This is a genomic window from Rhizobium sp. BR 249, assembly GCF_047445895.1.
Lineage (GTDB): Bacteria > Pseudomonadota > Alphaproteobacteria > Rhizobiales > Rhizobiaceae > Rhizobium.
This window is the reverse complement of sequence record NZ_JARWKX010000002.1, coordinates 56,604-80,301: the sequence shown is the minus strand read 5'-3', so window position 1 is coordinate 80,301 and position 23,698 is coordinate 56,604. Positions and strand designations below refer to the sequence as shown.

General features: G+C 60.9%; 22 protein-coding genes and 1 pseudogene. 13 read left to right on the top strand and 10 right to left on the bottom strand.

All coding sequences use genetic code 11. From position 1 onward, the window contains the following. Nucleotides 1-29: 29 nt before the first annotated feature. Genes QD408_RS02925 through coaD form a run of 3 tightly spaced genes read right to left on the bottom strand, consistent with a single transcriptional unit; the run spans nucleotide 30 to nucleotide 1,661 of the window. Entirely contained in the window at nucleotides 30-539 is a 510-nt protein-coding gene (locus tag QD408_RS02925) for a peptidylprolyl isomerase (RefSeq protein ID WP_088685043.1), read from the bottom strand. 28 nt (nucleotides 540-567) lie between these two features. Beyond that, complete coding sequence (locus QD408_RS02920; RefSeq protein ID WP_414138281.1) at nucleotides 568-1,140, bottom strand: peptidylprolyl isomerase; 573 nt, start codon at nucleotides 1,138-1,140, stop codon at nucleotides 568-570. A gap of 26 nt (nucleotides 1,141-1,166) precedes the next feature. After that, the gene (gene coaD, locus QD408_RS02915; RefSeq protein WP_088685045.1) at nucleotides 1,167-1,661 is read right to left on the bottom strand and encodes a pantetheine-phosphate adenylyltransferase; all 495 of its coding nucleotides are present in this window, start codon (nucleotides 1,659-1,661) and stop codon (nucleotides 1,167-1,169) included. A gap of 104 nt (nucleotides 1,662-1,765) precedes the next feature. On the opposite strand from coaD, the gene QD408_RS02910 reads away from it, so the two are divergent. The 3 genes from QD408_RS02910 to QD408_RS02900 all read left to right on the top strand — a co-directional run bounded on the left by QD408_RS02910 (nucleotide 1,766) and on the right by QD408_RS02900 (nucleotide 2,515). Continuing rightward, a complete protein-coding gene (locus tag QD408_RS02910) occupies nucleotides 1,766-2,095 on the top strand; it encodes a hypothetical protein (protein WP_414138280.1) in 330 nt (109 codons plus the stop codon). 63 nt (nucleotides 2,096-2,158) lie between these two features. Further along, a complete protein-coding gene (locus tag QD408_RS02905; RefSeq protein WP_414138417.1) occupies nucleotides 2,159-2,344 on the top strand; it encodes a hypothetical protein in 186 nt (61 codons plus the stop codon). 36 nt (nucleotides 2,345-2,380) lie between these two features. Further along, nucleotides 2,381-2,515: a hypothetical protein gene (locus tag QD408_RS02900; protein ID WP_010056528.1), complete on the top strand. Its 135-nt coding sequence runs from the start codon at nucleotides 2,381-2,383 to the stop codon at nucleotides 2,513-2,515. A gap of 140 nt (nucleotides 2,516-2,655) precedes the next feature. Here QD408_RS02900 and QD408_RS02895 read toward each other — a convergent pair whose 3' ends face one another. Both QD408_RS02895 and gyrA read right to left on the bottom strand, forming a co-directional pair. Further along, nucleotides 2,656-4,656, bottom strand: coding sequence for an ABC transporter ATP-binding protein/permease (locus tag QD408_RS02895; RefSeq protein WP_414138279.1), 2,001 nt, complete (start codon nucleotides 4,654-4,656; stop codon nucleotides 2,656-2,658). Between the two features lie 172 nt (nucleotides 4,657-4,828). Further along, entirely contained in the window at nucleotides 4,829-7,633 is a 2,805-nt protein-coding gene (gene gyrA / locus QD408_RS02890) for a DNA gyrase subunit A (protein WP_414138278.1), read from the bottom strand. A 226-nt stretch (nucleotides 7,634-7,859) separates the two neighbouring features. Between gyrA and QD408_RS02885 the strand changes: the two genes are divergently transcribed. Further along, on the top strand, nucleotides 7,860-8,507 hold the full coding sequence (locus QD408_RS02885; RefSeq protein ID WP_088685049.1) for a MarC family protein: 648 nt from the start codon (nucleotides 7,860-7,862) through the stop codon (nucleotides 8,505-8,507). 121 nt (nucleotides 8,508-8,628) lie between these two features. Here the strand turns inward: QD408_RS02885 and QD408_RS02880 are convergent, their stop codons facing one another. Next, on the bottom strand, nucleotides 8,629-9,141 hold the full coding sequence (locus tag QD408_RS02880; protein WP_414138277.1) for a single-stranded DNA-binding protein: 513 nt from the start codon (nucleotides 9,139-9,141) through the stop codon (nucleotides 8,629-8,631). A 282-nt stretch (nucleotides 9,142-9,423) separates the two neighbouring features. On the opposite strand from QD408_RS02880, the gene uvrA reads away from it, so the two are divergent. Genes uvrA through QD408_RS02865 form a run of 3 tightly spaced genes read left to right on the top strand, consistent with a single transcriptional unit; the run spans nucleotide 9,424 to nucleotide 13,634 of the window. Then, the gene (uvrA, locus tag QD408_RS02875; RefSeq protein WP_414138276.1) at nucleotides 9,424-12,345 is read left to right on the top strand and encodes an excinuclease ABC subunit UvrA; all 2,922 of its coding nucleotides are present in this window, start codon (nucleotides 9,424-9,426) and stop codon (nucleotides 12,343-12,345) included. Then, nucleotides 12,342-12,803 (top strand): GNAT family N-acetyltransferase, encoded by a 462-nt coding sequence (locus tag QD408_RS02870; RefSeq protein ID WP_414138275.1) that lies wholly within the window; start codon nucleotides 12,342-12,344, stop codon nucleotides 12,801-12,803. The genes uvrA and QD408_RS02870 overlap by 4 nt, the downstream gene beginning before the upstream one ends. A 24-nt stretch (nucleotides 12,804-12,827) precedes the next feature. Then, nucleotides 12,828-13,634, top strand: coding sequence for a DUF72 domain-containing protein (locus tag QD408_RS02865; protein ID WP_414138274.1), 807 nt, complete (start codon nucleotides 12,828-12,830; stop codon nucleotides 13,632-13,634). 100 nt (nucleotides 13,635-13,734) lie between these two features. Here the strand turns inward: QD408_RS02865 and QD408_RS02860 are convergent, their stop codons facing one another. Both QD408_RS02860 and QD408_RS02855 read right to left on the bottom strand, forming a co-directional pair. Then, on the bottom strand, nucleotides 13,735-14,754 hold the full coding sequence (locus QD408_RS02860) for a DUF808 domain-containing protein (protein ID WP_088685055.1): 1,020 nt from the start codon (nucleotides 14,752-14,754) through the stop codon (nucleotides 13,735-13,737). A 180-nt stretch (nucleotides 14,755-14,934) separates the two neighbouring features. Beyond that, entirely contained in the window at nucleotides 14,935-16,404 is a 1,470-nt protein-coding gene (locus QD408_RS02855; RefSeq protein ID WP_414138273.1) for an NAD(P)H-hydrate dehydratase, read from the bottom strand. Between the two features lie 345 nt (nucleotides 16,405-16,749). On the opposite strand from QD408_RS02855, the pseudogene QD408_RS02850 reads away from it, so the two are divergent. The 3 genes and pseudogenes from QD408_RS02850 to hspQ all read left to right on the top strand — a co-directional run bounded on the left by QD408_RS02850 (nucleotide 16,750) and on the right by hspQ (nucleotide 19,078). Further along, a pseudogene (locus QD408_RS02850) lies at nucleotides 16,750-17,088 on the top strand (P-II family nitrogen regulator). 89 nt (nucleotides 17,089-17,177) lie between these two features. Further along, on the top strand, nucleotides 17,178-18,587 hold the full coding sequence (gene glnA, locus QD408_RS02845) for a type I glutamate--ammonia ligase (RefSeq protein ID WP_003579238.1): 1,410 nt from the start codon (nucleotides 17,178-17,180) through the stop codon (nucleotides 18,585-18,587). 161 nt (nucleotides 18,588-18,748) lie between these two features. Beyond that, nucleotides 18,749-19,078, top strand: a complete 330-nt coding sequence (gene hspQ, locus QD408_RS02840; protein ID WP_088685058.1) for a heat shock protein HspQ — start codon at nucleotides 18,749-18,751, stop codon at nucleotides 19,076-19,078. 137 nt (nucleotides 19,079-19,215) lie between these two features. Here hspQ and QD408_RS02835 read toward each other — a convergent pair whose 3' ends face one another. After that, nucleotides 19,216-19,866, bottom strand: coding sequence for an invasion associated locus B family protein (locus QD408_RS02835; RefSeq protein WP_088685059.1), 651 nt, complete (start codon nucleotides 19,864-19,866; stop codon nucleotides 19,216-19,218). Nucleotides 19,867-20,150: 284 nt separating this feature from the next. Here QD408_RS02835 and QD408_RS02830 point away from each other — a divergent pair, with 284 nt between their 5' ends. The 3 genes from QD408_RS02830 (at nucleotide 20,151) to QD408_RS02820 (ending at nucleotide 23,184) form a co-directional block, all read left to right on the top strand. Next, nucleotides 20,151-21,956 carry an extracellular solute-binding protein gene (locus QD408_RS02830; protein WP_414138272.1) on the top strand — a complete coding sequence of 602 codons (1,806 nt, stop codon included), beginning with the start codon at nucleotides 20,151-20,153 and terminating at the stop codon, nucleotides 21,954-21,956. Nucleotides 21,957-22,018: 62 nt separating this feature from the next. Further along, nucleotides 22,019-22,690: a DsbA family oxidoreductase gene (locus QD408_RS02825; protein ID WP_414138271.1), complete on the top strand. Its 672-nt coding sequence runs from the start codon at nucleotides 22,019-22,021 to the stop codon at nucleotides 22,688-22,690. After that, entirely contained in the window at nucleotides 22,594-23,184 is a 591-nt protein-coding gene (locus tag QD408_RS02820; protein WP_414138413.1) for a GrpB family protein, read from the top strand. Before QD408_RS02825 ends, QD408_RS02820 begins: the two co-directional genes overlap by 97 nt. A 36-nt stretch (nucleotides 23,185-23,220) precedes the next feature. Here QD408_RS02820 and QD408_RS02815 read toward each other — a convergent pair whose 3' ends face one another. Beyond that, the gene (locus tag QD408_RS02815; RefSeq protein ID WP_414138270.1) at nucleotides 23,221-23,688 is read right to left on the bottom strand and encodes an OsmC family protein; all 468 of its coding nucleotides are present in this window, start codon (nucleotides 23,686-23,688) and stop codon (nucleotides 23,221-23,223) included. Nucleotides 23,689-23,698: the final 10 nt, after the last annotated feature.

Genomic DNA, 23,698 nt, shown 5'->3' with positions numbered 1-23,698 from the left:
GCAAGGGCGGGTTTCAGCAGAAATCACAATCAGACGTCGGCGGCAACCCGCAGCGAGACGATCGAGTCCGGATCGGAAACCGGCTCGCCGCGCTTGATCTTGTCGACGTTGTCCATGCCTTCGATGACCTGGCCCCAGACGGAATACTGCTTGTTCAGCCAGGGAGCATCGGTGAAGCAGATGAAGAACTGAGAGTTGGCCGAGTTCGGGTTCTGCGAACGCGCCATCGAGCAGGTGCCGCGCACATGCGGGGTGGCGGAGAATTCAGCCTTCAGGTCCGGCTTGGAAGAGCCGCCCATGCCGGCACGGCCGGGATTGAAGGTTTCCGAGCCCTTCTTGCCGAATTCGACATCGCCCGTCTGGGCCATGAAATCCTGGATGACGCGGTGGAAAACGACGCCGTCATAGGCCTTCTCGCGGGCGAGTTCCTTGATGCGGGCGACATGCTCCGGGGCGACCTGCGGCAGAAGCTGAATGACAACCTTGCCCTTGGTGGTTTCCAGAATGATGGTGTTTTCGGGATCCTTGATCTCGGCCATTGTCTTCTCCTCTTGTTTCTTTCGTAATTTACTTCTTGCCCAGGGTGACCTTGATCATCCGGTCGGGATTCTTGACTTCGCCGTTCTGGCCTTCGCCGCGCTTGATCTTGTCGACATTCTCCATGCCGGAAACGACCTTGCCGACCACGGTATACTGGCCGTTGAGGAAGGAACCGTCGGCGAACATGATGAAGAATTGCGAATTGGCGGAATTCGGATCCTGCGAGCGGGCCATGCCGACCGTGCCGCGCACGAACGGCGTCTTGGAGAATTCAGCCTGAATGTCGGGCAGATCGGAAGAGCCGGTGCCGGCGAGGCTGGCATCGAAGCCCTTTTCCATATTGCCGTATTTGACGTCGCCGGTCTGGGCCATGAAGCCTTCGATGACACGGTGGAAGGCGACGTTGTCATAGTCGCCCTTCTTTGCCAGCGCCTCGATCTGGGCGACATGCTTCGGCGCCACATCAGGCATGAGCTGGATGACGACCGGGCCGTTCTTCAGCTGGATGGTGAGGTAGTGGTCGGCCGATTGGGCGAAGGCATCCCCCGCGAAGGAGGCGAGATACAGCACGCCGGCAAATGCGAGATAAAAGAGTTTCATATGAGCTCCGTTGCGGCGATTTCCGCCTAGTTTTGGCGCTTGGATGTGAGGGCTTGCAAGACGGCGGCCGGCACGAAGGCACTGACATCGCCGCCCATGGCGGCGATCTGGCGGACCAATGTGGCGGTAATGGGCCGCGACGCCGTTCCGGCGGGCAAAAAGATGGTCTGAATATCCGGCGCCATCGTCCTGTTCATGCCGGCCATCTGCATTTCGTAATCGAGGTCGGTGCCGTCGCGAAGGCCGCGGATCAGAAGCGAGGCGCCGTGGGCGCGGGCGGCATCGACGACCAGATTGTCGAAGGCGACGACTGATATGTCCCCGGTCTTGCCTGGCAGCGCCTCGGCCAGCGAATGGCGGATCAGCTCGGCTCTCTCCTCGAAGGAGAAGAGCGGCGCCTTGCCGGGATGAATGCCGATCGCAACGATGACCTTCTCGGCGACATTCAGCGCCTGAACCAGAACATCCACATGTCCATTGGTGATCGGGTCGAAGGACCCCGGATAAAAAGCTGTCGTCATCTGACCCGGCCGTTGGTTTGACGCCTTTTGTCATGGATGCCGCCTTGCCGCAAGTAATTTGCCGCAAGTGATTTGGCCGGCCGCTCCCGGCGGCTGAACGATGGATGAATGTGCCGTTCAAGGCCGTTTCAGACGCGATCCGCTTAGATCGGATCATCAAGTCGGCCGATGCCATTCCGGCATCCGGCGCTCCCGGAAAGACCAAATCCATGCTGATCGTGCTCGTTGCACTTGCCGTTATATCCTCTCTCGCCGCCGAGATGGCCTATGGCTATTTCGCCGATCGTTACGAGGTGAACTGGGTACGGCCGGAACTTGCCGAACATGCGGCGATCGTGCGCGCCGCACAGGGCCGGTCGCGCCAAAAAACGAGCTTCGAATCTGAACGCCAGATGAACGAGACATTCAAAGTCGCTTCAGATCGGGCTTGGTAAACACCCGCTCAACATCCGGCGGAACCAATTTCAGACGGATGCGTTCATTCAACCGACACATAGATGCGACAAGCGCGCCAGGAAGGACTGCAGATGCCCGGCAAGATTACGATGATTAACGTGCTCTGGATCGCGATGGTCACGGGCATGCTCACCGCAACCGTCGCGCTCTATGATCAGAAGGTCGATACCTCCAAGGTTTATGGTCCCTATGCTTCGGCCCGGACGGCCGTGCTGGGCCAGTACTGAGGGGCGAGAACGCAACTCCCCAGGAAAGGAATGCCTATGTTCACGATCTTGACAGTGCTCACAGCCCTCATCAGCGTCATGTTCATAGTGTCCGTGGCTTCGACGATCTCCGCGCTCAGGCGCGAAGGCGAAGAGGTGAAGGCGCTGAACGAGAAACATAGCGCATTCTGACAATCCGCTCTTCCAATCTCTTCCCACCCTGGAGCGACACCCTTCCATCGCCAGGGCCATTCAAAGCCGGATGCACCAAGCGTCCGGCTTTTTTCTGGCCGGCGCCAACAGGTTCACCAAATCCTCCAGCCAGGCGAATTTCAGGTCTTATTTTGAGGGGCTTTACCTGAAGTCAGGCTGCCTTTCTGCAGCGAGCGCCGGTCCTCCAGAAGGCGCAAAAGTACGTTCCGTTTTCTCTCGCGTGGAATAAGGTCGATATCGCTGACCAGCTTTGCGCCGCCCTCGCGACGCTCCAAGGTGATCTTGCGGCTATGGAAGGCCTCCAGCTCGGCGCGATGCGCGACGCTGATGATGGTCACCTTCGGCAATTCCCGGATCACCATGTCCATCATCTTGTCCTGGCTCTTCTCATCGAGCGCCGACGTTGCTTCATCGAGCACGATGATATCGGGATTGTGCAAGAGGAGACGCGCAAAGGCGAGCCGCTGCTTTTCGCCGCCAGACAGGATCTGGTCCCACGGCGCCTCTTCCTCGATCCTCTCATTCAGATAATCGAGCCCCACCTTATCGAGGGCCGCCTTGATTTCGTCCAGCGGCCATCCATCGGCAGCACGGGGATAGGCGACGGCGCGACGAAGCGTGCCGGAGGGGATGTAGGGCCGTTGCGGCAGCATGAACAATCGCCTGTCGGTGCGGAAATCGACGCTGCCGTGTCCCCACGGCCAAAGACCTGAAATCGCGCGCACCAGCGTGCTCTTGCCCGACCCGGATTCGCCGGCGACGAGCACCCGTTCGCCCGGTTCGATCTCGACCCGGGTTTCCTTGACCACGGCTGTGCCGTCGTCCAGCGACACGGAGAGATCGTTGAGGCTCAGCATCGCATCGCTTCCCGTCTCGCCATGTTTGATGCGCCCCAGAGCATCGCTTTGTTCGGCCCGCTCCAGCCCATCGAGCGACGTCATCAGCGAAGCGACGCGACGCGCGCAGGCGTTCCAATCGGCAAGGCGGGGGTAATTATCGACCAGCCATCCGAAGGCCGACTGAACGATGGCGAAGGCGGAGGCAGCCTGCATGACCTCCCCCAGCGTCATGCTGCCCTCGAGAAATTTCGGTGCGCACAGCAGAACCGGTACGACGGGCGCAATCAGCATGGACCCATGCGACACGAAGGTCGTGCGCATATATTGGTGGGCAAGCAGCGCCCATTGCCGCAGCACATTGCCGAACGTCTTGTGGAGATCGTTGCGCTCTTCCTCTTCGCCGCCGAGAAGCGCGATGCTTTCGCCGTTTTCGCGTACATGCGTCAGCGTATAGCGAAACTCCGCTTCCATCTGGTTCTTGACTTCGGACACCTGGACGAAATGCCGGCCGATGACCGCGATCGTCGTCGACGTGATCACGGCGTAGAGCACCGCGGTGACGACGAGAAAGCCGGGAATGGTGATGGTCGATCCGCCGATCGGCAGGGTCAGGGCGCCGCCGATCGTCCATAACACCACGATGAAGGTGGAGGCCGACAGGAATGCGGAGGTGACGCCGGCGAGGAAATCGACGGGGGATTCGGTCGCGATCCGCAGATCCTCCGAGATACGCGCCTCCGGGTTCTTATGGTCGCCGCCGATGAGGTTCAGCTGATAATAACGGCCGTTGGCAAGCCAGCGCGCAATGAGCGCAGTCGCCAGCCACCGGCGCCAGCGCCGCTGGATCATCATGCGAACGTAGACCTGGCCAGTGACGAGAGCGACGCTTCCGAGCACGAGCGGCGGGAAGACGGCGCTCAGATAATAGACGGTGCCGGCATCGTGCCGCTCTATGGCGTCGAAAATCCCGCGGTTCCAGCGATTGATCCCATACTGGAATCCGACATTCATGACGATCATGACCAGCAAGCCAATGCAGCACGGCCAGGCGAAGCCATCGCCGCGGCCACCCCAGTAGCCGCGCGCACTGATCCAAAAGCGCTTCAGCAAATATTTCTTCCGCGCCTTTTCGGCCTCCTCGGGCGTCAGCTTCGGATCGGGTTCGATGACATCTGGCGGCGGCGCGACTTCGTCAGTCGATGCCTTCTCTTGGTGCGGCTTCTCGGCACCGTTCGGCCTGGTGCCGTCGACCGATTTCGGTTTCAATCTAGCGTCGGTCATGAGCGCAATAACGGCTTAAAAATCAAAAGGTTTCATGACAGCGCCGAAGATGGGCGGGAAAGCCGTCGAAGAACCGAATTGCCGGAGCCGGCATAATAGGAAATTGCTTTTTCTATTCGTGGCTTGGCCCCTTCAAAAGAAAAGGGCGGCTCGAAGCCGCCCATTCCTTTGATCACTCTTCGCCAGGCCCTGCCGGGTCGCCCTCGGCAGACGGCGTGTCGTCGGGAGCGCCGCCGCCGGCGACGTCGGCCGTCTCCTCCGTCTCATCCTCTTCCGGCTCGCTGATGCGCTCGACGGAGACGACCTTTTCATCCTTGGCCGTCGAGAAGATGGTGACGCCCTTGGTGGCGCGGCTGGCGATGCGGATGCCGCCGACCGGCACGCGGATCAGCTGGCCGCCATCGGAAACGAGCATGATCTGGTCGCCGTCATCGATCGGGAAGGCCGCCACCAGTTCGCCGATCTCGCCCGTCTTCGAGGTGTCGGTGGCGCGGATGCCCTTGCCGCCACGGCCGGAGATACGGAAATCGTAAGAAGAGGAGCGCTTGCCGAAGCCCTTTTCGGAGACGGTGAGCACGAACTGCTCGCGCGCCTTCAGCTCCTCATAGCGCTCGTCGGAGAGCTGTCCCTCCTCGGTGACTTCCTCACCGACCAGAGCGATATCCTCTTCATCGACGCCCGTCGCGCGACGCTCGGCGGCGGAACGCTTCAGATAGGCGGCACGCTCCCACGGCTCGGCATCGACATGGCCGACGATCGTCATCGAGATGATGCGGTCGCCCTCGCCGAGATTGATGCCGCGTACGCCGATCGAATTGCGGCCGGCAAAGACGCGGACGTCATCGACCGAGAAGCGGATGCACTGGCCGAGCGCGGTCGTCAGCAGGACGTCGTCCTGATCCGTGCAGGTCTCGACGGAGAGGATTTCGTCGCCCTCCTCATCGAGCTTCATGGCGATCTTGCCGTTGCGGTTGACCTGAACGAAGTCCGACAGCTTGTTGCGGCGAACCGTGCCGCGCGTCGTCGAGAACATGACGTCGAGATTGTCCCAGCTCGCCTCATCCTCCGGCAAGGGCAGGATGGTGGTGATGCGTTCGCCCGGTTCGAGCGGCAGCATGTTGATCAGAGCCTTGCCGCGCGAGGTCGGCGTGCCGATCGGCAGCCGCCAGACCTTCTCCTTGTAGACGATGCCGCGCGAGGAGAAGAACAGAACCGGCGTATGGGTATTGACAACAAATAGCCGGCTAACGAAATCTTCATCGCGGGTGGTCATGCCGGAGCGGCCTTTGCCGCCGCGGCGCTGCGCGCGATAGGTCGTCAGCGGCACGCGCTTGATATAGCCGAGGTGCGAGACGGTGACGACCATGTCTTCGCGGGCGATCAGATCCTCGTCGTCCATTTCGAGGCCGCCATCGACGATCTCGGTGCGGCGCGGCGTGCCGAACTCGTCACGCACGGCAGTGAGCTCGTCCTTGACGATGGTCTGGATGCGCACGCGCGAGGAGAGAATATCCAGGTAATCCCGGATTTCTTCGCCTATCTTATTGAGTTCATCACCGATTTCGTCGCGGCCGAGCGCGGTCAGGCGGGCAAGACGCAGTTCGAGGATGGCCCTCGCCTGCTCCTCGGAGAGGTTGTAGGTCAGGTCTTCGTTGATGCGGTGGCGCGGATCGTCGATCAGGCGGATCAGGCTTTCCACATCCTCCGCCGGCCAGCGGCGCGTCATCAGCTCTTCGCGGGCCGACTGCGGATCGGGCGCCTGGCGGATGACGCGGATGACTTCATCGATATTGGCAACGGCGATGGCGAGGCCGACCAACACATGGGCGCGCTCGCGCGCCTTGCGCAGCAGGAATTTCGTTCTCCGGCTAACGACTTCCTCGCGGAAGGAGACGAAAGCGCGCAGCATGTCGAGCAGCGTCAGCTGCTCCGGCTTGCCGCCGTTCAGCGCCACCATGTTGCAGCCGAAGGAGGTCTGCAAAGGCGTGTAGCGGTAGAGCTGGTTGAGGATGACCTCGGCATTGGCGTCGCGCTTCAGCTCGATGACGACGCGATAACCCTGGCGGTCGGATTCGTCGCGCAGGTCGGAAATACCCTCGATGCGCTTTTCGCGCACCAATTCGGCCATCTTCTCGATCATCGTCGCCTTGTTCACCTGATAGGGAATTTCAGTGATGATGATCTGCTCGCGGTCGCCGCGCATCGGCTCGATGGTGGCGACGCCGCGCATGATGACCGAGCCTCGGCCGGTCTCATAGGCGGAGCGGATGCCGGCGCGGCCGAGGATCTTCGCGCCTGTCGGAAAATCGGGGCCTGGAATGATCTGCATCAGTTCCGGCAGCTCGATCGCCGGATCGTTGATCAGCGCGATGCAGCCATCGATGACTTCGGACAGGTTATGCGGGGGGATGTTGGTCGCCATGCCGACGGCGATGCCGCCGGCTCCGTTGACGAGCAGGTTCGGGAATTTGGCGGGAACCACGACCGGCTCGGAGAGCGTGCCGTCATAGTTGTCGCGGAAATCGACGGTTTCCTTGTCGAGATCGTCGAGCAGCGAATGAGCGGCCTTTTCCAGGCGGCATTCGGTGTAACGTTCGGCCGCCGGCGGATCGCCGTCGACCGAGCCGAAATTCCCCTGGCCGTCGATCAGCGGCAGCCTGAGCGACCAGGGCTGCGCCATACGGGCGAGCGCATCATAGATCGCGGCATTGCCGTGCGGATGGTATTTACCCATCACGTCGCCGGTGACGCGGGCGCATTTGACGTATTTCTTGTTCCAGTCGATGCCGAGCTCGGACATGCCGTAGAGGATGCGCCGGTGCACAGGCTTCAGGCCGTCGCGCACGTCGGGCAGCGCGCGGCTGACGATGACGCTCATGGCGTAATCGAGATACGACCGCTGCATTTCCTCCATGATGGAGATAGGCTCGATGCCTGGCGGGAGCTTCCCGCCGCCGGGGGGTGTTTGCTCAGTCAAAACAGATCACGATCTCTTCTAGAATCACTTGAAGATTTATAGCGGAAAGCCCGTTCCCACGCCAATTTCTGAGCGCGTTTTGAACAGGCTTTTGCGGCCTAAAGAGGGTAAAACACAGAAGTTTCGCGGCCGGATCGGGCAATCCGCCGCGGGATATTTGCCAAATTGAAATCCCCGTTCCACAATCGTAAAAACCCAGGCATTCATATGGGGTTCGGGAGAGACGATGGCAAGCGCCGACCAGTTGATCAACGCCTTCACGACGCTTCTCGTCACCATCGATCCGCCCGGCCTCGCGCCTATCTTTCTCGGGCTGACGATCGGCATGAGCCGAGCCCAACGCACGCAGGTGGCGCTACGCGGCTCGACCATCGCCTTCATCATCCTCGCCGTCTTCGCCCTGTTCGGCTCCGGCGTGCTCGGCGTGCTCGGGATATCTATCGGCGCCTTCCGCATCGCCGGCGGGCTGCTGCTTTTCTGGATCGCCTTCGAGATGGTTTTCGAAAGGCGGCAGGAACGCAAGGAGAAGGCCTCGGAGGCTGCCGTTACCAAGGATCATATCGAGAATATCGCCGTCTTTCCCCTCGCCCTGCCACTGATCGCAGGCCCGGGCGCGATCTCCGCGACGATCCTGCTTGCCGGCACGCTGCCGACGACAATCGAAAAAGCCCAGCTCATCGCTGTCATCGCCGCCAATCTGCTGCTGACCTTCCTCATGCTGCTCGTCGCCGAAAGGCTCGACCGCTTCCTCGGCGTCACCGGCCGGGCGATCCTGACGCGCCTCCTCGGCGTCATCCTCGCCGCGCTTGCGACGCAATTCGTCGTCGACGGCGCAAAATCGGCGTTCAATCTCATCAGCGCGACGCCGCGCTGAAATGGCGGGACGGCTCGGGCAGATCGGCCTGAACCATCCTTATCAAGCAACGAGAAAGAGCATGATACCGTCAACGGCATCATGCTCTTAAATCTTTCATCAAGCTAGGAACGGCGGCCGATCAGAACGGGATGTCGTCGTCGAGATCGCGCGAGAAGTTGCCACCGCCGCGGTTGGACGATGAGGACGGCGACGGGGCGCCGTAATCGTCGCCGTAATCATTGTTGCTGCTGCTCCCGCCGCGGCCGCCGCCGAAGCCGGAGCTTGCGCCGCCGCCATCGCCGCGGCCGTCGAGCATGGTCAGCGTCGAGTTGAAGCCCTGCAGCACCACTTCCGTCGAGTAACGATCCTGGCCCTGCTGGTCCTGCCATTTGCGGGTCTGCAGCTGGCCTTCGATATAGAGCTTGGCGCCCTTCTTCACATATTGCTCGACGACCTTGCAGAGGCCTTCGTTGAAGACGACGACGGTGTGCCATTCGGTCTTTTCGCGGCGCTCGCCGGAATTGCGGTCGCGCCAGGTCTCCGAGGTGGCGATACGGAGGTTGGCGATCGGCCGGCCATCCTGAGTGCGGCGGATTTCGGGGTCTGCACCCACGTTTCCAACCAGAATTACCTTGTTCACGCTACCAGCCATGCTTCTCACCCTGCCTGCCGCCCTGCCCGGCGGCGTTAATCGATCAGCGCACCTTAAACCATAGAGGACCGCAGATGCGCGTGAACGGTGTTTAATCCACAATTTATCCCATCAGAAAGCCGCATGCATTCATCAGGAATTTTGTTCTTTATTTGTTCTAGTTTATCCGTATGATCCTGTCAACAGAATCGAAAACCTTGAACCTTCCAGGATATTCAGCCTCGACTCGCCCGCCGGCATCACTAAATAAGGGCTGTTATCCAGAAAACCAAAGCAGAGACGATGAGCGAACTGAAGACGATCTCCATCCGCGGCGCGCGCGAGCACAATCTGAAGAGCATCGATCTCGATCTGCCGCGCAACAAGCTGATCGTCATGACCGGACTTTCGGGCTCGGGCAAATCCTCGCTCGCCTTCGACACGATCTATGCCGAGGGCCAGCGGCGCTATGTCGAAAGCCTGTCGGCCTATGCCCGGCAGTTCCTCGAAATGATGCAGAAGCCCGATGTCGACCAGATCGACGGGCTGTCGCCGGCGATCTCGATCGAGCAGAAGACGACCTCGCGCAATCCGCGCTCGACGGTCGGCACCGTCACCGAGATCTACGACTACATGCGCCTGCTTTTCGCCCGCGTCGGCGTTCCCTATTCACCGGCGACCGGCCTGCCGATCGAGAGCCAGACCGTCAGCCAGATGGTCGACCGCATCCTTGATTTCGGCGAAGGCACCCGCCTTTATATTCTTGCGCCGCTCGTGCGCGGCCGTAAGGGAGAATACAAAAAAGAACTGGCGGAGCTGATGAAGAAAGGCTTCCAGCGCGTCAAGGTCGACGGCCAGTTCTACGAGATCGCCGAGGCGCCTGTTCTCGACAAGAAATATAAGCACGACATCGACGTTGTGGTCGACCGTATCGTCGTGCGCTCCGACGTCTCCGCGCGCCTGGCCGACAGCCTGGAGACCAGCCTGAAGCTCGCCGATGGGCTGGCGATCGCCGAATTCGCCGACAAGCCGCTGCCGCCGGAAGAGACTGCGGCCGGCGGCTCGGCCAACAAATCGCTGAACGAGACGCATGAGCGCGTGCTGTTTTCGGAAAAATTCGCCTGCCCGGTTTCAGGCTTTACCATTCCGGAAATCGAGCCCCGGCTGTTTTCCTTCAACAATCCCTTCGGCGCATGCCCGACCTGCGACGGGCTCGGCGCCCAGCAGAAGATCGACGCCGACCTGATCGTGCCCGAGCCGGAACGGACGCTGCGCGACGGGGCGATTGCGCCCTGGGCCAAGTCGACCTCGCCCTATTACAACCAGACGCTGGAAGCGCTCGGAAAACATTACGGTTTCAAGCTCGGCACGCGCTGGAAGGATCTTTCCGACGAGGCCAAGGACGTCATCCTCAACGGCACCGACGACAAGATCGAGTTCCACTACGCCGACGGCGCACGCTCCTATACGACGCATAAGAATTTCGAGGGCATCGTCACCAATCTCGAGCGGCGTTGGAAGGAGACCGATTCCGCCTGGGCACGCGAGGATATTGAGCGTTTCATGTCGGCCGCCCCCTGCCCTTCCTGCAACGGTTTCCGCCTGAAACCGGAGGCGCTGGCGGTGAAGATCAACAGGCTGCATATCGGCGAAGTGACCGCCATGTCGATCCGCATCGCCCGCGACTGGTTCGAGGCACTGCCGGCAAGCTTCAATGCCAAGCAGAACGAGATCGCCGTGCGCATCCTGAAGGAAATCCGCGACCGCCTGCGCTTCCTCAACGATGTCGGCCTGGAATATCTGAGCCTCTCGCGCAACTCCGGCACGCTGTCGGGTGGCGAAAGTCAGCGCATCCGGCTCGCCTCGCAGATCGGATCGGGGCTGACGGGCGTGCTATACGTGCTCGACGAGCCTTCGATCGGCCTGCATCAGCGCGATAATGCCCGGCTGCTCGACACGCTGAAGCACCTGCGCGACATCGGCAACACCGTCATCGTCGTCGAACACGACGAGGATGCCATCCTGACGGCCGATGACGTGGTCGATATCGGTCCGGCCGCCGGCATTCACGGCGGCCAGGTCATCGCCCATGGCACGCCGCAGGATATCATGGCCAATCCGAAGTCGCTGACCGGCAAATATCTCTCCGGCGAACTCGGCGTGCCGGTTCCCGAGGAGCGCCGCAAGCCGAAGAAGGGCCGCGAGATCAAGGTGGTCGGCGCGCGCGGCAACAATCTGAAGAACGTCACGGCGTCGATCCCGCTCGGCGTCTTCACGGCGGTGACCGGTGTTTCCGGTGGCGGCAAGTCTACCTTCCTGATCGAGACGCTTTATAAATCGGCGGCGCGCCGCGTCATGGGCGCGCGCGAAATTCCCGCCGACCACGACCGTATCGACGGTTTCGAGCATATCGACAAGGTGATCGACATCGACCAGTCGCCGATCGGCCGCACGCCGCGCTCGAACCCGGCGACCTATACCGGCGCCTTCACGCCGATCCGCGACTGGTTCGCCGGCCTGCCGGAAGCCAAGGCGCGCGGCTACCAGCCGGGCCGCTTCTCCTTCAACGTCAAGGGCGGCCGCTGCGAGGCCTGCCAGGGCGATGGCGTCATCAAGATCGAGATGCACTTCCTGCCTGATGTCTACGTCACCTGCGACGTCTGCCACGGCAAGCGCTACAACAGAGAGACGCTCGACGTCACCTTCAAGCAGAAGTCGATCGCCGACGTGCTCGACATGACGGTGGAGGAAGGCGTCGATTTCTTCGCGGCGGTGCCTGCCGTGCGCGACAAGCTGCAATCGCTGAAGGATGTCGGCCTCGGCTATATCAAGGTCGGCCAGCAGGCCAATACGCTTTCAGGCGGCGAAGCACAGCGCGTCAAGCTTGCCAAGGAGCTGTCGAAACGCTCGACCGGACGCACGCTCTACATTCTCGACGAACCGACGACCGGCCTGCATTTCCACGACGTCGCCAAGCTCTTGGAAATGCTGCACGAGCTGGTCAATCAGGGTAACTCCGTCGTGGTGATCGAGCACAATCTCGAAGTCATCAAGACCGCCGACTGGGTGCTCGATTTCGGTCCCGAAGGCGGCGATGGCGGCGGCGAGATCGTCGCGACCGGCACACCCGAGGCAATCGTCAGGGAGAAGCGTTCCTATACCGGACAGTTCCTCAAGGAGTTGCTGGAGCGGCGGCCGGCGAAGAAGGCGGTTGCGGCGGAATGACGATGCAGCTGGCGTCGCCCGATGATCTCCCGATGATCGCGACGCTGACGGCAGCCGCCTACCGGCCCTATACCGAGCTGTTCGGCGCTCCACCGATCCCCGTGACGGAGGATTACGCGCCGCGGATCGACCGCGGCGAGGTCTGGCTGCGCGACGTCGGCGGCGAAACGGCGGGCCTCGTGGTCATCGAGCGGCATTCCGATCACCTCATGCTGTTCAGCATCGCGGTCTCGCCGGCCTTTCAGGGCGCCGGACATGGGCTCTCGATGCTGCGCTGGCTCGAAGGCAAGGCGCGGGAATGGGACATTCCGGAGATCCGGCTCTACACCAATGCGCGGATGGAGCGAAATATCGCGCTTTATCGCGCCTTCGGATTTCAGGGAACGGGTCGCCGGCCGAGCCGTTACCGGCCAGGATGGACGCTCGTCGACATGGTGAAAGAGATCGAAGCAGCCTGAACGGCTGCAAACAGGGAGGACGACATGACGAAATCCGGCACTATCCGCACCGGCATCGGCGGCTGGACCTTCGAGCCTTGGCGCGGGCATTTCTTTCCCGATGACCTGAAACAGAAGGACGAGCTGCATTATGCCAGCCGTCAGTTGAAGGTCATCGAGGTCAACGGCACCTATTACAGCACGCAGAAACCTGCGGTCTTTGCCAAATGGGCGGCTGATGTTCCAGACGGTTTCATCTTCTCGCTGAAGGCGACGCGGTTCGTCACCAATCGGCGGGTACTGGCCGAGGCCGGTGAATCGATGGAGCGCTTCCTGTCATCCGGAATCAGCGAGCTCGGCCATCATCTCGGGCCGCTGCTCTGGCAATTTGCGCCGACCAAGAAATTCGATGCGGAAGATTTCGAGGCCTTCCTGAAACTGCTGCCGGAAAAACAGGATGGGCTGAAACTGCGCCATGTGGTCGAGGTTCGGCACGATTCCTTCAAGGTGCCGGAATTCGTGGCACTGCTTGCCAAATATGGCGTGGCGCCGGTGTGCGCCGAACATTTCGAATATCCGATGATCGCCGACGTCACGGCCGATTTCGTTTATGCCCGGCTACAGAAGGGATCGGACGATATCGCTACCTGCTACCCTGACAAGGAGCTGAAGGCCTGGGCAAAGCGGCTCGAAACCTGGGCCGAAGGCAGGGTTCCTGACGACCTGCCGCTGATCGATGGTGATCGCAAGGTGAAGGCCGAGCCGCGCGACGTCTTCGCCTTCATGATCCACGAGGGCAAGGTCAATGCGCCGCACGGGGCAATCGCGCTGCAGCAGGCGCTGACGAAATAAGCCGGGCCCATCTCGCGGCCGGCAGCGGCATCGGCGCTCATCGCCATCAAGCGCTAAGAAGCCTGCGGAACCACGACTTTTGAGATGCGCAAACGCTGTTTCACTTCTTCCCGTCCGCCGGCGCCTCTTTCCGGTGGCGCGGCAGCAGTGATTTGATGTACCGCCACGTCGGTGAGACGACGTAGCCTGCGAGCGGGATTGCGATCAGACCGATGACAATACCGACGATGCCCGCCCCTGCGGCCTCGACGATCCAGCGCAGCACGGAAGGCAGAACGGGAACAGCATGCGCGGTCGCCTCGCCGGCATCATGGATCAGATGCGCAAGACCGCCCGCCCCATAGGTTTCGAGGCCGTGAACGATGATACCGCCACCGACCCAGATCATGGCGGCCGTTCCCACGATGCCGAGGACTTTCAGAAAATAAGGCATGCCAGTGACGAGCCCTCTTCCGATCGAACGCAAGACCGCGCCCATCGAAGATGCCGTGCGGACACGCGCCAGCATCAAGCCCAGATCATCGGCCTTCACGATAAGCGCCACGCCGCCATAGACAGCGGCAGTTATGCCCATTCCAACGACGGCAAGGATGATGGCCTGGGTAACCATGCCGCCTGAGGGCACCGCGCCGAGTGTGATCGCCATGATTTCGGCCGACAGGATGAAATCCGTCTTGATCGCGCCGGCAACTTTCTCGTCTTCTATCGATCTGGGATCGAGGCTCGTTGCCTCGAGGGCCGCCTCGTGAGCATGAGCCGCATGCGGCATGACCAGCCCGTAGACTTTTTCCACGCCCTCGTAGCAGAGATAAAGTCCGCCGATCATCAGCAGCGGTGTGATCGCCTGCGGTGCGACAAGGCTCAGGACGAGTGCTGCGGGGAGCAGGATTAGAAGCTTGTTCTTCAGCGAGCCCAGCGCGATCTTGCCGATGATCGGCAGTTCGCGTGCCGCCGAAAATCCGGTGACGTAGCGGGGCGTGACCGCCGCATCGTCAATGACGACGCCAGCCGCTTTCGCGCCTGCCTTGGCAGCCTGACCGGCAATATCGTCGAGCGATGCCGCAGCCAGTTTGGCCAATGCCGCGATATCATCAAGAAGGGCGATCAGGCCAACACTCATTCGAGCCTCCGTCGAAAGGCAGATTTACATAGAAAACGGGAAATCCATTACCCGAGACCTACTGCATAATTCCTTAAATCGAAATCGATCCAAGGATAAAATCGTTCAGTAATTTAAACTGTTGCAGCATCCCTCGCGTCGATGGAAGGAAGTGCGCATCGGAGAATCCTGGCGCAAGCGCTAAAGCGGCAACACCGCTGCCGCGAGCTCCTCCGCCGTCAGCCCCTTGCCGGCGCGATGGCCGGCCTGCCCATGCAGCCAGACACCGGCGGCCGCGGCCTCGAAGGCCGGCAGGCCCTGGGCGAGCAATCCGCCGATGATGCCGGCAAGCACGTCGCCGGAACCGGCCGTGGCGAGCCATGCCGGGGCATTGGTGTTGATGAGGGCACGCCCGTCCGGCGAGGCGATGACGGTGTCGGCCCCCTTATAAACGATCGCGGCATTGGCGCGGCGGGCGGCGGCCACTGCCTTGTCCACCTTGCCGAGCGATTTGTCGCCGCCGATATCGGGAAAGAGCCGCGTGAATTCGCCCTCGTGCGGCGTCAGCACCAGACGCGGCTCGCCGCGGAAAAGGTCATAGAGCTCATGCGGATCGTCCTTGAACGAGGAGATACCATCGGCATCGAGCACCAGCCGGCGTTCGGCAAGAGCCTTGACGAAACCCCGCGCCCTGGCGCCGATACCGAAGCCGGGACCGAGGATGAAGGTCTGCATCCGTCGGTCGGAGAGCCAGTCTTCGAGCTCGGCTTCATCGTCGACCGCGTGCAGCATGACGGCAGTCAGATGGGCCGCATTCGCAGCCATCGCCGCCCGGGGCGCTGCGATCGTCACAAGGCCGGCGCCGGCCTTCAGGCCGGAGATGGCCGACATCCGCGCGGCGCCCGTCTTGTCGGCCTCGCCTGAGAAGACCACCAGATGGCCGCGCTTATATTTGTGTGTTTCCAGATGCTCGGCCGGCAGCACCCCTTTCCAGGCCTCGGGCGTGTTCTCGGCGACGATACCGCTTGCCTCGGCCCTGATGATGCGGGCGGGAATGCCGATATCGAACACCTCCAGCTCACCGCAAAGCTCCCTGCCCGGCATCAGGAGATGACCGGGCTTGCGCGTCATGAAGGTGATGGTGTTATGCGCTGCGAAGGCCGCGCCCAGCACCTTGCCGGTGCGGCCATCGAGGCCGGACGGGAGATCGATGGCGAGCACGGGAAGGCCGGCCTCGGCGACGCGCCCGATCAAAGCACGCACATCCTCCGGCACCTCGCGGGTAAGCCCCGCACCGAACAGGCCGTCGATGACGACGTCGCCGGTTGCGGGCCGGTAGAGGCCGAGTCCCTCCCCCTCCACCGCGCAGCCCGCGCGGGCGCGGGCGGCATCGCCCCTCAGCCGGGAGGGATCACCGAGATGGAAGAGCGCCACCGCCGCCCCGCTCTCCCGCAGATGTCTTGCCGCGACATAGGCATCGCCGCCATTGTTGCCGGGGCCGCAGAGCACGACGAAACGCAGAGAGCCGGGATGAAGCCGCAGCGCGGCTGCCGCGACGGCAGCACCCGCCCTCTCCATAAGGCCGAAAGAATCGATACCCGATGCGGCGGCGGCCGCATCGACGGCGGACATTTCAGCAGGCGAGAGAAGAAGGTCGGACAGATCGCTCATGGCCCTATTCAATTCAAAAAACGCCTAAAAAACAACCGCCCAGCACAACAAACAGAAGCACTCAATTTATGCATTTGCCTATATTTTAATCTCAATGGACCATATTTTCGTAATTGCGAATACGTGTGGATTTTCCGGCTTTCGATATGATTTTGATCGGCAGACGAAAGTTTTCCCATATCTCCGTCACCAAAACGACATAGAATCCCCCGCAAACGCACCGGTTTCGTCAAAAACGGCATCTTTTTTCGAAAAGATGGATTTCAAACTGGCATGATATCTGCATCATATCCGGCGAGCGGGAACGGTCCTGCCATAACGGGAGAAGCGGAGAGACATTTTCTCATGAAAAAGATCGAAGCGATCATAAAGCCCTTCAAGCTGGACGAAGTGAAGGAAGCCCTTCAGGAAGTCGGCCTGCAGGGTATCACAGTCACGGAAGCCAAGGGCTTCGGCCGTCAGAAGGGCCACACGGAACTCTACCGCGGAGCCGAATACGTCGTCGACTTCCTGCCGAAGGTAAAAGTCTAGGTCGTTCTGGCCGACGAAAACGCGGAAGCCGTCATCGACGCGATCCGCAAGGCGGCGCAGACCGGCCGCATCGGCGACGGAAAGATCTTCGTCTCCAATGTCGAAGAAGTTATCCGCATCCGTACCGGCGAGACCGGCATAGACGCCATCTGAGCCACTTTGCCAATCGCGCAAAGTCCGATACCGTCATCGCGAAATCGAACACCTACCTATTGTCATTGCAAATCGGAGGAACGTATTTAATGGCGACCGCAAGCGAAATTCTGAAGCAGATCAAGGAAAACGACGTGAAGTTCGTCGATCTGCGCTTCACCGACCCGAAGGGCAAACTGCAGCATGTGACGATGGACGTCGTCTGCGTCGACGAAGACATGTTCGCTGACGGCGTAATGTTCGACGGCTCCTCGATCGGTGGCTGGAAGGCCATCAACGAGTCCGACATGGTGCTGATGCCCGATACCGAGACGGTGCATATGGACCCGTTCTTCGCTCAGTCGACCATGGTCATCATGTGCGATATCCTCGATCCGGTTTCTGGCGAGGCCTACAACCGCGATCCGCGCGGCACCGCCAAGAAGGCCGAAGCCTATCTCAAGGCATCCGGCATCGGCGACACGATCTTCGTCGGCCCGGAAGCCGAATTCTTCGTTTTCGACGACGTCAAGTACAAGGCCGATCCCTACAATACCGGCTTCAAGCTCGATTCGACCGAACTGCCGTCGAACGACGACACCGATTACGAAACCGGCAACCTCGGCCATCGCCCGCGCGTCAAGGGCGGCTATTTCCCGGTTCCTCCTGTCGACAGCGCCCAGGACATGCGCTCGGAGATGCTGACGGTGCTCTCGGAAATGGGCGTCGTCGTCGAAAAGCATCACCATGAAGTGGCTGCCGCCCAGCACGAACTCGGCATCAAGTTCGACACGCTGGTGCGCAACGCCGACAAGATGCAGATCTACAAATATGTCGTGCATCAGGTGGCGAACGCCTACGGCAAGACGGCGACCTTCATGCCGAAGCCGATTTTCGGCGACAACGGCTCGGGCATGCACGTGCACCAATCGATCTGGAAGGGCGGCAAGCCGACCTTCGCCGGCGACGAATATGCGGGCCTTTCGGAAAGCTGCCTCTACTATATCGGCGGCATCATCAAGCATGCCAAGGCGATCAACGCCTTCACCAATCCGTCGACGAACTCCTACAAGCGTCTCGTACCCGGTTACGAAGCGCCGGTCCTGCTGGCCTACTCGGCCCGCAACCGCTCGGCCTCCTGCCGCATTCCGTTCGGCTCCAACCCGAAGGCCAAGCGCGTCGAAGTCCGCTTCCCGGATCCGACCGCCAACCCCTACCTCGCCTTCGCCGCCATGCTGATGGCCGGCCTCGACGGCATCAAGAACAAGATCCATCCCGGCAAGGCCATGGACAAGGATCTCTACGACCTGCCGCCGAAGGAGCTGAAGAAAATCCCGACCGTCTGCGGCTCGTTGCGCGAAGCGCTCGAAAGCCTCGACAAGGACCGCAAGTTCCTGACGGCAGGCGGCGTCTTCGACGACGACCAGATCGACGCCTTCATCGAGCTGAAGATGGCGGAAGTGATGCGTTTCGAAATGACGCCGCACCCGGTCGAATACGACATGTACTACTCGGCCTGATCGGCCCGAACACGGAAAGCCCCGGTCCCGCCGGGGCTTTCGCCTCCCAGGTCACGGACGGCAGATGGCGAGGACATGACGTTCATGTGACGAACGGCGCTCAAAAATCTTGATTTATGGAGAGCCAATCACCAACTTTGGTGATGAAAGGAAGTCGTACCATGAAAGAAAGAGTTGCAAAGTTCAGTATTGGCGAAGTGGTCCGGCATAAGGTTTTTCCGTTTCGCGGCGTCATCTTCGACGTCGATCCGGAGTTCGCGAATACGGAAGAATGGTGGAATTCGATTCCTGCCGAGGTGCGTCCGAGCAAGGACCAGCCCTTCTATCACCTGCTCGCCGAAAATGACGAAAGCGAATATGTCGCTTATGTCTCCGAGCAGAACCTTGTGAACGACGAAAGCGGTACGCCGCTTCGCAATCCGCAGATCTACCAGATTTTCGATCAGGCCCCGTCCGGGCAGCTCAAACCCAAGATGAGTTTCGCCCATTGATATCGGTCTGACTGCTGAATGAACCAAGGCCTCGCATCTCCCAGCGGGGCCTTTTTCTTTGCGCGATGGCGGGCAGATCCTTGTGCAACAAAAAACCCGGCGCGAAGCCGGGTTTCTGTTCAAGCCTGTCGGCTGAATTACTGCGCCTTAGCTGCCTTCTGGGCGTCTTCCAGCTTCTTGCGGGCTTCCTCGGCCTTCTTCTGCATGCCTTCCTGCAGGCTGCGCTGGGTCTCAGCAAGCTTGGATTCGGAGACTGGTTCGCCGTCATAAGCGCCGGTGAAGCCTTCGAGCGAGATCTTGATCGGGGTCGGGGCACGGCGGAAGTTGATCGAGGTGAAGATCACGTCGCTGCCCTTCTTGAGGCTGGCGATCATCGCGTCGGTCAGCGGAACTTCGGCGGTGCACTTGTCTGGCAGGCAGACGACGTAGTCGAGCTTCTGACCCTTGCCACCGTCGATCTGCATCATGATGCCCGGGGGAATCAGGCGCGCGCTGGGGACGGAAACCTGGAGGAGCTTGCGGTTGATCTTGCCGGAAACCGAGATCAGACCGGCAGCCGTGACGAATTGACCACCATTGGCAAGGATCAGGTTCTGGACGACGCAGATGTCGTTGTCTTCCTGCTTGCTGCAGGTCTTGTACCAACCGAGCTTGGGCGCGCCGACACCTTGGGCCGGCGCCTGCGCCGCCGCATCCTGTGCGAAGGAGGAGACCGGTGCCGAAGCGCCGAACACCACTGCCAGAACGGACAGTGCTGCCCGCATTTTCTTTTCAGACTTGAACATCATAACGAATTCCGTCTCCTGATATCCGTTCGGAGCAGCGACGTGCCGCCCCAACCATCGGGTCGTTCGGCACTCCACCTCATGGAAAAATAAGGCAAATGCATGACCCCGAAACTTCGGGTTCACCTGTTACATCGCAGCGTTCAAGATATCCAGCATTTCTTTGGCAATTCGGGCAGCAATTTCGTCGCCAGGCCAAAGAAATGGCGTCTACGTGTTGGAATCGGTCGACCAGATGGTAATCTCGCGGTGAATCATGCCCGTTTTCACGGATCAAGGATTGCCGAATGCTCCGGATTGTCGTCCCCCTCGTCCTTTCGCTGCTGCTTTGCGGCACTGTTGCTGCCGAGCCGCTGCACGGTATTGCGATGCATGGCGAGCCGGCCCTGCCGCCTGACTACAAGCACTTCCCTTACGTCAATCCGGACGTCAAGAAAGGCGGCAAGATCACTTACGGCGTCGTCGGCACCTTCGACAATCTCAACCCCTTCATCCTGAAGAGCATGCGCACGACGGCGCGCGGCATGTGGGACCCCGAGTATGGCAATCTCGTCTACGAATCGCTGATGCAGCGCTCCCGGGACGAGCCCTTCACGCTCTATGGCCTGCTTGCCGAAACGGTCGAATGGGATGACGCCAGGAGCTTCATCCAGTTCAACCTCAATCCGAAGGCGAAATGGTCCGACGGCCAGCCGGTGACGCCCGAAGACGTGATGTTCACCTTCCAGCTGATGCGCGACAAGGGCCGCGTACCCTTCGCCAACCGCCTCAAAGTCGTCGCCAAGATGGAGAAGGTCGGCGAGCACAGTGTACGCTTTACTTTCAATGACCAAGCCGATCGGGAAACACCGCTGATCTTCGGCCTTTTCCCGGTGTTGCCGAAACATGCGATCGATCCCGAGGCCTTCGACCGCACCTCGCTGACGCCGCCTGTCGGCTCCGGTCCCTATAAGGTGGAGACGGTGAAGCCCGGCGAAAGCATCACCTATGAGCGGGACCCGAACTACTGGGGCAAGGATATTCCGTCCAAGGTCGGCACCGACAATTACGATCAGATCACCGTCCAGTATTATCTGCAGGACACCACGCTGTTCGAAGCTTTCAAGAAGGGCGACGTCGATATCTATCCCGACGGCAACCCCGGTCACTGGGCCAATGCCTACAACTTCCCAGCCGTCACTTCCGGGGCCATCGTCAAGGATGTGTACACGCCGAAACTGCCGAGCGGCATGCTCGGTTTCGTGTTCAACACGCGCCGGGCGATCTTTACCGATCCCAAGGTGCGCGAAGGCCTGTCGCTGGTGTTCGATTTCGAATGGGCGAACAAGAACCTCTATTCCGGCGCCTACAAGCGCACGCAGAGCTTCTGGCAGAATTCCGAGCTTTCGAGCTTCGGCGTTCCTGCCAATGCCGCCGAGCTTGCCCTACTCGGGCCGATCAAGGACAAAATCGCGCCCGACATTCTCGACGGCACTTACAAGCTGCCGGTCACCGATGGGTCCGGCCGCGACCGCAATGTGCTGAAGCAGGCGGTCGGATTATTGAAACAGGGCGGCTATACGATCCAGGGCGGCAAGATGCTCGATGCCTCCGGCCGCCAGCTCGCCTTCGAAATCATGACGCAGAACGCCGACCAAGAGAAGCTCGCGGTCGCCTACCAGCGTTCGCTGCAGGCGATCGGCATCGCAGCCTCGATCCGCACCGTCGATGATTCGCAGTACCAGAGCCGGACGAACAGCTTCGACTACGACATGATCATGAAATCCTACACGTCCTCGCTTTCGCCCGGCAACGAGCAGCTTGGCCGCTGGTCTTCCGCCGCACGCACGCGCGAGGGGACCGACAGCTTTGCCGGCGCCAACGATCCCGATCTCGACGCGCTGATCGACCATCTGCTCAGGGCGCGCTCGGCTGAGGATTTCACCGCGGCGGTGCGCTCCTACGACCGGCTGCTGCTTTCCGGCCATTACGTGCTGCCGCTCTATCATATCGACCAGCAATGGGTGGCGCGCAGCAAGCGCATCGGCCATCCCGATACGATGCCGCTTTACGGCTATCAGCTGCCGGTATGGTGGGATGCGAGCGTGCAGTAAACGCCGCCGAACCGCCGCGGCCCCATGTCTCTCCGGAGACGCATAGAATAAGGAAGACCCTCATGGAGCGTATCACCATCGACGTCGTCTCAGATGTCGTCTGCCCCTGGTGCTATCTCGGCAAGGCGCGGCTGGAGCTCGCCATCGCCGAAGTGCAGGACGAGATCGGCGTCGACATCAACTGGCGGCCGTACCGCCTGAATCCGGACTATCCCAAGGAAGGCGTCGACCAGAAGAAGGCGTTGGCGCAGAAGCTCGGCGGCGAGGAGCGCGTGGCGCAGGCGCACAAGATGCTCACCGACCTCGGCCGGGAGGTCGGCATCGCCTTCGATTTCGAAGCGATCAAGATCGGCCCGAACACGCTCGACGCCCACCGGCTGGTCCATTGGGCGATGGTCGAAGGCCGCGAAAAGCAGGACAAGGCCGTCACCGCCCTTTTCAAGGCGAATTTCGAGGAAGGCCGCAATGTCGGCGATCACGCGGTACTGCTCGATATCGCCGAAAAGGCCGGCCTCGACCGCTCGGTCATCACCTCGCTGCTTGCCTCCGATGCCGACAGCGATCTCATCGTCGCCGAAATCGCGGCAGCGCAGGAGATGGGCGTCAACGGCGTACCGTTCTTCATCTTCGACCAGCAATATGCTGTCAGCGGCGCGCAAACGCCCGACGTGCTGGCGAATGCCTTGCGCGATATCGCCAAGGCGAAGGCCGAGGCGCGGTCCGGGCTGAACTGACGATCATAGGCGCAGCACCCGCCGGGGCCTATCTGCATCACATCGGCTCGACGGCCGTCCCCGGGCTCCCCGCCAAGGATATCATCGATATCCAGCTGACAGTGAATCATCTGACTGACGTCGATGCCGGCGCGTTGGAACAAGCAGGCTTTGAGCGCAGGCCTGTCGTCACCGATCATTGCCCTCCGGGCTTTGATCTGCCGGAAGGCGAACTGCGCAAGGCTTTCTATCGCAGCAAGGGGCGTCCGGCCAATCTTCACGTCCGCGAAAGAGGCCGTTTCAATCAGCGTTACTCTCTTCTTTGCCGCGATTTCCTGCGCACCCACCCAACGGCGGCGAGCGCCTATGCGCTGATCAAGCAAAGGCTCGTTCAACGCTTTCCCGATGACGTCGATTTCTATTACGACATCAAGGACCCGGTGTTCGACATCATCGTGGACGGCGCCAATGAATGGGCAAAGCTGATCGGCTGGTCGGAACCGCCGGGCGACTGAAGCCACCGGCTTTCATTTCACGCAATTGCTGCAAGGTCAGCCCAGAACCGGAATGCAGCGCACCTCGGTCTTCACCGAATTGGCGATGAAGCATTCCTCATGGGCGCGATGATGAAGCGCTTCGAGTTCGCTGAGGGACGGTCGTTTGTCGCCGGAGAAAACGACATGCGGCCTCAGCGTCACGACAGTCATGGCCAGACGGCCTTCGGCATTCTTTTCCATGACGCCCTCGGCCGCATCAGTGTAGCCGTCAACGCAAAAGCCCTGTTTGGCTGAAATCGACAGGAACCAGAGCATGTGACAGCTCGAAAGCGAGGCGACGAAGGCCTCCTCCGGATCGACCGCGTCTTCGGCCGAATAGGGCAGCGGAACGACGTGCGAGGAAGAGGACGCCCTCACCTCGACCCCGCCGTCGAAGGTCCAGCGATGGGCGCGGCTGTAGCGGTTGTCGGTGAAAGTTTCGCCGTTCCGCTCCCAGGCGATCGTCGCGCCATATGTCGCCATACCCATCTCC

Excerpts from the sequence above, each read along its gene's own strand:
- glnA (WP_003579238.1), top strand. The coding sequence starts at position 17,178 with ATGGCGACCGCAAGCGAAATTCTGAAGCAGATCAAGGAAAACGACGTG.
- QD408_RS02900 (WP_010056528.1), top strand. The coding sequence starts at position 2,381 with ATGTTCACGATCTTGACAGTGCTCACAGCCCTCATCAGCGTCATGTTC.
- QD408_RS02895 (WP_414138279.1), bottom strand. The coding sequence starts at position 4,656 with ATGACCGACGCTAGATTGAAACCGAAATCGGTCGACGGCACCAGGCCG.
- QD408_RS02920 (WP_414138281.1), bottom strand. The coding sequence starts at position 1,140 with ATGAAACTCTTTTATCTCGCATTTGCCGGCGTGCTGTATCTCGCCTCC.
- QD408_RS02910 (WP_414138280.1), top strand. The coding sequence starts at position 1,766 with ATGAATGTGCCGTTCAAGGCCGTTTCAGACGCGATCCGCTTAGATCGG.
- QD408_RS02830 (WP_414138272.1), top strand. The coding sequence starts at position 20,151 with ATGCTCCGGATTGTCGTCCCCCTCGTCCTTTCGCTGCTGCTTTGCGGC.
- coaD (WP_088685045.1), bottom strand. The coding sequence starts at position 1,661 with ATGACGACAGCTTTTTATCCGGGGTCCTTCGACCCGATCACCAATGGA.
- hspQ (WP_088685058.1), top strand. The coding sequence starts at position 18,749 with ATGAAAGAAAGAGTTGCAAAGTTCAGTATTGGCGAAGTGGTCCGGCAT.
- QD408_RS02870 (WP_414138275.1), top strand. The coding sequence starts at position 12,342 with ATGACGATGCAGCTGGCGTCGCCCGATGATCTCCCGATGATCGCGACG.
- QD408_RS02880 (WP_414138277.1), bottom strand. The coding sequence starts at position 9,141 with ATGGCTGGTAGCGTGAACAAGGTAATTCTGGTTGGAAACGTGGGTGCA.
- QD408_RS02835 (WP_088685059.1), bottom strand. The coding sequence starts at position 19,866 with ATGATGTTCAAGTCTGAAAAGAAAATGCGGGCAGCACTGTCCGTTCTG.
- QD408_RS02855 (WP_414138273.1), bottom strand. The coding sequence starts at position 16,404 with ATGAGCGATCTGTCCGACCTTCTTCTCTCGCCTGCTGAAATGTCCGCC.
- QD408_RS02815 (WP_414138270.1), bottom strand. The coding sequence starts at position 23,688 with ATGGCGACATATGGCGCGACGATCGCCTGGGAGCGGAACGGCGAAACT.
- QD408_RS02885 (WP_088685049.1), top strand. The coding sequence starts at position 7,860 with ATGGCAAGCGCCGACCAGTTGATCAACGCCTTCACGACGCTTCTCGTC.
- QD408_RS02865 (WP_414138274.1), top strand. The coding sequence starts at position 12,828 with ATGACGAAATCCGGCACTATCCGCACCGGCATCGGCGGCTGGACCTTC.
- uvrA (WP_414138276.1), top strand. The coding sequence starts at position 9,424 with ATGAGCGAACTGAAGACGATCTCCATCCGCGGCGCGCGCGAGCACAAT.
- QD408_RS02825 (WP_414138271.1), top strand. The coding sequence starts at position 22,019 with ATGGAGCGTATCACCATCGACGTCGTCTCAGATGTCGTCTGCCCCTGG.
- QD408_RS02905 (WP_414138417.1), top strand. The coding sequence starts at position 2,159 with ATGCGACAAGCGCGCCAGGAAGGACTGCAGATGCCCGGCAAGATTACG.
- QD408_RS02860 (WP_088685055.1), bottom strand. The coding sequence starts at position 14,754 with ATGAGTGTTGGCCTGATCGCCCTTCTTGATGATATCGCGGCATTGGCC.
- QD408_RS02925 (WP_088685043.1), bottom strand. The coding sequence starts at position 539 with ATGGCCGAGATCAAGGATCCCGAAAACACCATCATTCTGGAAACCACC.